Here is an 8,278-nt window from a genome sequence, read left to right as displayed (position 1 = left end):
TTACTATGTTCCTTAAGTCAATTCAGACTGGTAAGTATGTCTATACCAAGTGCCGGAAAGAAGGAATTTACCATTGAGGATTTACATAGCTTTGACGGAAAAGATGGAAGACCTGCATTTGTCGCATATAAAGGCAGGATCTACGATGTAACAAACAGCAAGCTCTGGAAGGAAGGTTCCTATATAAAAAACACCTTGCAGGACATGACTTTACAGATGTGCTGAAGACAGCGCCCCACGGAGAAGAAAAGATACTCTCCATGCCAGAGGTCGGGATATTGGTAGAGGCAGGGGTCAGGATGACAAAACCTCTGCCGGTGAGAATATTCTACATCCTTGCCTATACAAACCTCGCCTTTGTATTCCTGATAACATTCATAATAGCACTGTGGAGATGGAGTTAGAAATAATCAGATATGATGCCCTTGCTCTTGTCAAAAAATATTCCGACATTTATGATTTAACTCATACACTCACTTATTCCTGCCATGTTATAAATAAGGCATGGAAGCAACAAAAACATTACACATTGCGCGAAGATTAACACAGGCAGGATTTCTGCTTCTCATCTTTCTCATGCCTGTCTTCGACATACTGAGATACGACACAGCTACTAAAGAACTTTTTATTTTCGGACAGGTATGGTCTTTTGGTCTAAAATCAGGATTCTACAGTGACCCGTCAATATATGGGGCAGCCCATATTGCCGTGCATTTCTTCTTAAAGGCGATACTGCCATGGGTTATAGTCCTCTCCATATTCCCTCTGTTAGGGGTTCTTTTAGGAAGGTTTTTCTGCGGATGGTTATGTCCTGAAGGCGCATTATTTGAGCTTGCTGACTTTCTTACCCTCAAGACCCTCGGCCGCAGAAGCCTCTATAAGAAAAAGCCCAATGACCCCGATATAAAACCCGGCAGCAGACTCCTTTATGGCGTGCTGGCACTCTTGTTCTTATTAATAGTGCCTCCGCTCACAGGCATAGCATTGACAGGTTATTTCATAGCGCCTAATACAATATGGCATCAGATAACCACATGGAATTTTACCTTTGGAGTGAAGGCAGGAATCATAGGCGTATCTATATACATGTTCGTAACATCGATTTTGGTGCGGCATACTTTCTGCAAATACGTGTGCGCGGCAGGTTTGATGCAGATGCTTTTCGGGTGGGTAAGCCCTGTATCGTTAAGGATAAAGTTCGACAGGGAAAACCTCTCAAGATGCACTGACTGCAAGGGATGCGAGAAGGTATGCTTTATGGATGTCAAGCCGAGATGTCCGAAAAAGGATATAAACTGCGTAAACTGCGGGGAGTGCATTACAGCATGCAGAAGAGAGCTTGGAGACAAAAACCTTTTCAGTTACGGCTTCGGCAGTAACACAGCTGAAGATAAAAAACCCATGGTATTAGAAAAACCTGTAGTTGAATAATCTCCATTTTATAAATACCTGTCAATTATTATATTGACCATTGTTCCCTTTCCAGTCTCGCTCTCTATCCTCATATTCCAACCATGCGCGCCGACCAGATGCTTGACAATTGCAAGCCCCAGCCCTGTTCCGCCCAGTTCCCTCGACCTTGCCCTGTCAACACGATAAAATCTCTCGCCAAGCCTGTGCAGATGGTTAGGCGATACACCGATGCCCGTGTCATGGACATAAATGGTAATCCTGCCTCCTGTCTCATCTATGCCCACGGTCACGCCGCCCTTTTCCGTAAATTTTATGCCGTTGTCAACAAGGTTGAGTATTACCTGGATAAGCTTGTCCTTATCAGCATAAATAGTCTGTGTGCCATCTGGTATTGTCTTTTTCAAATAAAGCCCCTTCCTGTCGGCCTTCTCTTTCAGGGTCATGAAAACAGTATCAATCACATTTTCTACACTGACCTCGGTTTTTTTTATGGGTATATCTCCAAGCTCTATCCTCGACAATGTCAAAAGGTCGTCCACAAGGCTGTTCAGCCTTTCGCTGTGACTTTTTATCATGCCTAAAAACCGCACTGCATTTTCCTTATCATCCATTGCGCCATCGAGAAGTGTCTCCGCAAAACCTTTTATCGCAGTTATTGGTGTCTTTATCTCATGGGATACATTTGCCACAAAATCCTTTCTCATCTCCTCAAGCTGCTTCAGCCTTGTAATATCGTGCAGTGTAAGAACCGTTCCTGTTACCAAGTTCCCCGAATATACAGGTACTGCCGTGGCAATCAGATGCATATCCTTGTGAGGTCTCGACACAATGATCTCATCTGATACAACACTCTTTAACTCCAATGTCCTTCTGAAAATATCTATAAGCTGCGCATTCCTTAAGACCTCCATTATCTGTTTGCCTTCTATATCATCATTCACAGACATAAGGCTCCTGAACGGCTGGTTGGCAAGGATCACCATTCCTCGAACATCTGTAATCAACACGCCGTCGGACATGCCGCGCAATATCGCCTCCATTCGCTGCATTTCGGTCTCTGCAAAATCGAGCCTTGTCTTTGTCTTTTCCATTAAAGAGGCAATATCCATTACAATGCCGTCAAGTCCTCCCTTTCCTTTAGGGAAAAGCCTTGCATCGAGATTGCCGGATGACATCTCTTTAAGAAATCCGCTTATTTCTTTTATGGATTTCGAAATCCGGCTCAGGCGAAAAACAAAAAAGATTACTGCAATGGAAAGTATTATGATTATGAAAAGCTCAATGGTCATGCCTCAATAAAATATCCGACACCGCGCATAGTCTTTATATATCTGGGATTATTGGGGTCTTTCTCTATCTTTGTCCTGAGTCTTCTTACATGCACATCCACTGTCCTCGGCTCCACATAGACATCATTCCCCCAAACCGTATCCAGAAGATGATCCCTGCTGTAAATCTTATTTGGCCTTTCTGCAAGATACAGAAGCAGTTTAAACTCTGTGGCGCTCAGCTTTATCTGACGATCATCTATAGTGACTATGTATTTTTCCTTGTCTATAACCATGTCCTTTATCTTCAATACCTTCCCTGCTGTTAGCGACAACTCATGAACTGCTGCCTTTTCTGCCCTCCTGAGAATAGCCTTTGTCCTTGCCACCAGTTCCCTCGTACTAAAGGGCTTTGTGATGTAATCATCCGCTCCCATTTCGAGACCGAGCACCTTGTCAAATTCTTCGCCCTTTGCAGTGAGCATTATTATGGGCAGATTGGATGTTTCGGGGATGCCCCTGATAATCCTGCAAAGCTCGAGCCCCTGAATTCCCGGGAGCATTAGATCCAGTATGATGAGGTCATACTTATTGCCTTTTATTTTTTTCAGGGCAGATTCTCCGTCATACGTATAATCGACAGAAAAGCCCTCTTTTTTGAGGTTGTACGAGATTAATTCAACAATATCCGCTTCATCGTCTATGACAAGGATATTTTTCATCAACCAAGCGCCTTCCTTATATTTTCAATATCTATGCCCTTTTGAATTTTTACCTTCCCGAGCTTCTCAGGCAGGATAAATTTCATTTCCCCTGCCTCTACCTTTTTGTCCAGCTTCATATGCGAAATGAGTTTATCGGCATTTAAGTCCGCTGGCAATTCGGAAGGCAAGCCGTATGAATCTATAACAGCCTTTATCTTCAGGGCATCTTTTCTACCCAGAAAACCCATTATCTCGGAAAGCCATGCCTCGAGGTTCATGCCTATGGCAATCGCTTCGCCGTGAAGAAATCTTGAGTATCCAGTTTCTGTTTCTATGGCATGACCAATGGTGTGCCCATAATTAAGGATTGCCCTCAATCCCGCCTCCCTCTCGTCCCTCGAAACCACTTCTGCCTTTATCTCGCATGAACGTCTGATAATATGGGTCAAGGGTAATGGGTCAAGGGTCAGGATAGATTCTCTGTGCTTTTCAAGGAATTCAAAAAGCTCCTCATCCCATATCACGCCGTATTTTATTATCTCTGCAATGCCGCATAAAATTTCCCTTCTCGGCAGAGTTTTAAGCGTATCGATATCTATCCATACAAGCCTCGGTTGGTAAAAAGTTCCTATCATATTTTTGCCGAGTTCATGGTTTACGCCTGTCTTTCCGCCCACAGAACTGTCGACCTGTGAGAGAAGTGTTGTCGGAGCCTGAATGAAATCGATACCACGCATGTATATCGATGCAGCAAAACCTGTTATATCTCCTATTACACCGCCTCCGAGGGCGATAAGGCATGATTTTCTGTCGAGTTTATTTTTTAAAAGCTCGGTCAGTATCTGGTAGGTCTGGTTAAAATTCTTATGCTCCTCGCCATCGGGAATAATGACATGGAGAGGCTCAAATCCAGCATTTTTTATTGAATTTATAACTACGTCTCCGTAAAGATTAAAAACAGAGGGATTGCTTATTACAGCCACTTTGCTGAAAGAAAACCCTTTAATCCTCTCTCCGATATTTGAGAGGATTCCGCTGTCAATCGCAATGTCATAGCTTCTTTCGCCGAGATCGACTCTTACTGTCTGCATATTCCTAATCCTTCTTTATTCCAGTCTTTTCGATTATCTCTTCTGCCACTTCGATTGGACTCTTCCCTTCCGTATCTATCATTATATCCGCCTTCTCATAATACGGCTTCCTGAATTCAAGGAGTTCCTTTATCTTTTGAAGGGGATTATCCACCTGAAGGAGCGGCCTGTCGTTGTTATTACTCGTCCTTTTCAGGATGGTTTCAGGGGATGCCGTAAGACAGATTATCACTCCATTCTTTCTGAGATTATCCATATTCTCCTGCCTGAGCACTGCACCGCCTCCTGTGGATATGACTGCATTCTTTATCTCCGAAAGTCTCTTTATGACATTTGATTCTATCTCTCTGAATTTAGGCTCTCCGTATTGCTTAAAGATCTCTGTTATAGTAATCCCCTGCTCTTTCTCTATCTCGGTGTCTGCATCCACCAGCACATATCCCAGTTTCCGGGACAATATCCTGCCCACCTCTGTCTTTCCTGTGCCCATAAAACCTGTAAGAACAATATTCTTCATAAAATCTCCGATTTTACTGTGAATAGGTGAATGAGTATATGGGTAAATGAGTTTATGGATAAAAACTCCTTTTGCGCATTCACTCATATACTCATTTTCTCATTAACTAATTATGTTAATATATTCCATGAAACTTTCTTATTGTACAAGATTTTCATTAATTATTATCCTCGTTTTGTTCATTACATTCCCCACAAATGCCAAAAATCCCCCCTCGCCCCCCTTTAGTAAAGGGGGGATGGAGGGGTTTGAAAGATTCCGCGTTACAGAAGTCCATGACGGCGATACTATAAGCATAAGGACAAGGAGCTTTGCAGGCGTGCCTCTCAAGATAGAGCGCGTCAGGCTTATAGGCATCGATGCACCGGAGTTGAAACAAGAACCATGGGGGAGGCTATCAAAGAGATATTTGAAGAAGCTTATAAGCGAAAGCGACTGGGTTGTAAGTATTGAATTTGATGTTGAACAAAGAGATAAATATGGAAGGCTTCTGAGCTATGTATGGGATAAAAAGGGACGGTTGATCAATGAAACAATGATCGAGAATGGATATGCAATGCTCTATACAATCCCGCCGAATGTAAAATATGCAGAAAAATTCACTGCAGCACAGAAAAAGGCACACGCACGCCAGATCGGAATATGGGGCAAGAAAGGCCTCAGAAAGAGTCCTGAACAGTGGAGAATGGAACATCCGAGACAGTAGAAGCTGGAGTAATGGAGTGTTGGAGTATTGGAGACCGACATTAGTCTTTACATTACTCCATCTCTCCAATGCTCCACAGGATGCAATTTCGTTAAAGCTCTAATTTAGTTTTTCGCCTGTATAGTTCGAAATCTTTTCTTTTTTCCTCATATCCCTTTTTCCCCATCATTCCATATGTGAGATTCTTTCCTTCCTCGACACCGGGCTGGTTGAATGGGTTTATGCCGTATAAAAAGCCTGCCACTGCAGTCGAGATTTCAAAAAAATGGAATAACTGGCCGAGATGGTATGCATCTATTCTGGGAAGTTTTATGGTAATGCCCGGCCTGCCGTTCTTTGCAAGGGCAATCTCAGATGCCTCCTGCTCAATCCTTATCAGCTCACCGAGAGAATGCCCTGAAAGATAACTCAATCCCTCCATATCCTGAAAAACATCGGGGATATTTATATCAACGCCATAGTCCTCGATTGACAAAAACACAACCACCTTGTCTTCAGGCCCTTCCATCCACAACTGCAACTGGGAGTGCTGATCCGTGGTGCCAACAGACGGATATGGCGTAAGACCCTTGCCACCTTTTCCAAGGCTCTCTGCCCACAACTGACAGAACCATTCGGAAAATGACTTCAGGCGGTCTGCATAAGGCATTATTACTGTAATGTTTTTATTTTTAAGCTGCTGCATAAGGTAGAGACCTGATGAAAAAAGATATGCAGGGTTCTGCCACAAATCAGCATTCATGCATTTATCATGAATATCCTTTGCGCCCTTGAGCATATCGTCAGAGCTAATCCCTATCGCCTCGGCAAGGAGCAATCCCACAGGACTTAAGACAGAGTATCTTCCTCCGACTCCATGAGGGATTGGAAGGGACATAAGGCAGTAATCCTTTACAATCTTCCTGAGGTTGCCTTTCTCCGGGTCTGTTGTAACAATAACATGTTCTTCTAATTTTAATGACTGCTCCTGCAGTATTTTCCATGTGATCATAAAAGATGCAATGGTTTCCGCTGTGCTTCCTGATTTTGTTATAATGTTTATGACTGTTTTTTTAAGGTCTATCAAACTTAGTATATTCTTTAATGTTGCAGGGTCCACATTGTCGTAAATGAAAACCCTCGGCTTGTTTTTAAGATTGTGAAAGGGGCTCAATGCCTCAAGTATAGACCTCGGCCCAAGCGCAGAGCCGCCGATTCCCAGAAGCAGGAAGTTTTCGAATTTGCTTGCGTATTTTCCCAATTCCTTTATTTGAGAGGTGTCTGCCTTATGCAGGTCAAGGAATTCGAGTTCCGGGTATTTCCTTGTTTCTATTATTTCGGTTATTTTTTTAGTATCGATATTTTTGAAATCATCCTTTGTCAGGCCGTTCCTGCCCACAGCATCCTGCATTAAATTGGAAAAATCGATCCTTATCATAACTCCCTCCGGCTAATCCCTGCTCTTTGGTCTTTTTATCTGATTCTTCACAACCAGCATCACAGGCAATGCAAGTATTATTGCAATGCCCATGAACTTCGCAAGTTTCAGCGCCATAAAAATCAGGATTATGGCTATTATTATGAGCCAGTTTAACATAGGTCATGCGCCCTTTTTAGCTGCAATCAATCCCTCTTTCACTATGATAATAAATACTACAGTAAAACCGATTAACAGTCCATACGGTTTAATGACCTTAAATATGGCGAGTATTATGAGGATGGAAAAGATCACGAGAAGCCTGAACATGCTTAAGACCATCATCTTTGTCTGGGCCTTTTCTGTTCCGAGCAAAGCCCTCACGCTCCAGACGATTCCGCGCAGATTGACCTCGCCTGCAAGGCCTCCGATCACTATGCCCAATGAAAAGCGCCAGTCCCTAAAAAAGAGGGTTATTATCGCAAGTGCCCCAATAACAAATGCCGACTGCCGGTAAATCCTTTTAATCATTAACTCCGGATGTTCCATTAATTTTCTATTCCTCCTGTTTCTTCGCTATCCTGATGAGTTCCCTGAATCCTGCAATTATGCCGATAATCAGAAATATTACCGTCAAATAAGGCGATGTGCCGAAAAGTTTGTCAAGGCCGTAACCGATGGCAAGGCCGACAAACGTGGAAACAACAAGGTGTATGCCCACACTGCTTGCCTCAAGGAGTTGTTTTAATAATGTCTTTTCCGGCTGTTTCTCTGTCAATCAGTCACCCTTTTAGTGTAAATGGGTATATGAGTTAATGGGTTCTCACTCATAACCCCATACACTCATCCACTCATTAACCCATGTTCAGATAATATAAATTCCTTAAGTATATTTGCAATCTCTTTATAAAAAACAGTGCCTGCATATTTCTGAAGTTCGTTGCAATATTCGGGTATCCATTTAACAAGATGATCTTCAAGAAACTTTTTCTGAAGCTCCGAAATGCCGTTTTTTATCAAATAGCTCATGAAGGGCATCTCTGCTGATATGTGGTCCGGGATAAGGTTTATCTCCTCATCCATCACGATTCCTGCCGAGATGTAAAATGCCTGCACTTCTTCTGCAGCCTTTCCCCAGAGCCTCGGCCTGTCGCCCAGCGGGTAATTATGAAGGGATTCGTAT

The 8,278-nt window shown here is 43.0% G+C and carries 12 protein-coding genes and 1 pseudogene; 4 read left to right on the top strand and 9 right to left on the bottom strand.

Annotated elements, in window-relative coordinates:
- From V7L97_RS05960 to V7L97_RS05950, 3 genes and pseudogenes are all read left to right on the top strand, one after another.
- Positions 1 to 225: pseudogene (locus V7L97_RS05960) on the top strand (hypothetical protein); the annotation flags it as partial.
- Positions 219 to 404 (top strand): hypothetical protein, encoded by a 186-nt coding sequence (locus V7L97_RS05955; RefSeq protein ID WP_333654183.1) that lies wholly within the window; start codon positions 219 to 221, stop codon positions 402 to 404. The pseudogene V7L97_RS05960 and the gene V7L97_RS05955, both read left to right, overlap by 7 nt.
- Positions 405 to 504: 100 nt before the next feature.
- Positions 505 to 1,431, top strand: coding sequence for a 4Fe-4S binding protein (locus V7L97_RS05950; protein ID WP_333654181.1), 927 nt, complete (start codon positions 505 to 507; stop codon positions 1,429 to 1,431).
- Between the two features lie 8 nt (positions 1,432 to 1,439).
- Here V7L97_RS05950 and V7L97_RS05945 read toward each other — a convergent pair whose 3' ends face one another.
- From V7L97_RS05945 to V7L97_RS05930, 4 genes are read right to left on the bottom strand one after another with little or no spacing between them, the layout of a single operon-like run.
- A complete protein-coding gene (locus V7L97_RS05945; protein WP_333654178.1) occupies positions 1,440 to 2,702 on the bottom strand; it encodes an ATP-binding protein in 1,263 nt (420 codons plus the stop codon).
- Positions 2,699 to 3,403 (bottom strand): response regulator, encoded by a 705-nt coding sequence (locus V7L97_RS05940; RefSeq protein ID WP_333654176.1) that lies wholly within the window; start codon positions 3,401 to 3,403, stop codon positions 2,699 to 2,701. Before V7L97_RS05940 ends, V7L97_RS05945 begins: the two co-directional genes overlap by 4 nt.
- Positions 3,403 to 4,476, bottom strand: coding sequence for a 3-dehydroquinate synthase (gene aroB / locus V7L97_RS05935; RefSeq protein WP_333654174.1), 1,074 nt, complete (start codon positions 4,474 to 4,476; stop codon positions 3,403 to 3,405). The genes V7L97_RS05940 and aroB overlap by 1 nt, the downstream gene beginning before the upstream one ends.
- Positions 4,477 to 4,480: 4 nt before the next feature.
- Complete coding sequence (locus V7L97_RS05930; protein ID WP_333654172.1) at positions 4,481 to 4,993, bottom strand: shikimate kinase; 513 nt, start codon at positions 4,991 to 4,993, stop codon at positions 4,481 to 4,483.
- 238 nt (positions 4,994 to 5,231) lie between these two features.
- On the opposite strand from V7L97_RS05930, the gene V7L97_RS05925 reads away from it, so the two are divergent.
- Complete coding sequence (locus V7L97_RS05925; protein ID WP_333654170.1) at positions 5,232 to 5,699, top strand: thermonuclease family protein; 468 nt, start codon at positions 5,232 to 5,234, stop codon at positions 5,697 to 5,699.
- A 91-nt stretch (positions 5,700 to 5,790) separates the two neighbouring features.
- Here the strand turns inward: V7L97_RS05925 and V7L97_RS05920 are convergent, their stop codons facing one another.
- From V7L97_RS05920 to V7L97_RS05900, 5 genes are all read right to left on the bottom strand, one after another.
- Positions 5,791 to 7,116 carry a glucose-6-phosphate isomerase gene (locus V7L97_RS05920; RefSeq protein ID WP_333654169.1) on the bottom strand — a complete coding sequence of 442 codons (1,326 nt, stop codon included), beginning with the start codon at positions 7,114 to 7,116 and terminating at the stop codon, positions 5,791 to 5,793.
- Between the two features lie 12 nt (positions 7,117 to 7,128).
- A complete protein-coding gene (locus V7L97_RS05915; protein WP_333654168.1) occupies positions 7,129 to 7,275 on the bottom strand; it encodes a hypothetical protein in 147 nt (48 codons plus the stop codon).
- A 3-nt stretch (positions 7,276 to 7,278) separates the two neighbouring features.
- Positions 7,279 to 7,644 carry an ATP synthase subunit I gene (locus tag V7L97_RS05910; RefSeq protein WP_333654165.1) on the bottom strand — a complete coding sequence of 122 codons (366 nt, stop codon included), beginning with the start codon at positions 7,642 to 7,644 and terminating at the stop codon, positions 7,279 to 7,281.
- A gap of 7 nt (positions 7,645 to 7,651) precedes the next feature.
- Positions 7,652 to 7,873, bottom strand: a complete 222-nt coding sequence (locus V7L97_RS05905; protein WP_333654164.1) for an AtpZ/AtpI family protein — start codon at positions 7,871 to 7,873, stop codon at positions 7,652 to 7,654.
- A 65-nt stretch (positions 7,874 to 7,938) separates the two neighbouring features.
- Positions 7,939 to 8,278, bottom strand: a 340-nt coding sequence (locus tag V7L97_RS05900) for a TorD/DmsD family molecular chaperone (protein ID WP_333654162.1), incomplete at its 5' end; no start/stop codon positions are given.

It is taken from the genome of Dissulfurispira sp. (assembly GCF_036745535.1).
Taxonomy (GTDB): Bacteria; Nitrospirota; Thermodesulfovibrionia; order Thermodesulfovibrionales; family Dissulfurispiraceae; genus Dissulfurispira.
This window is presented reverse-complemented; position numbering and strand designations above follow the sequence as displayed.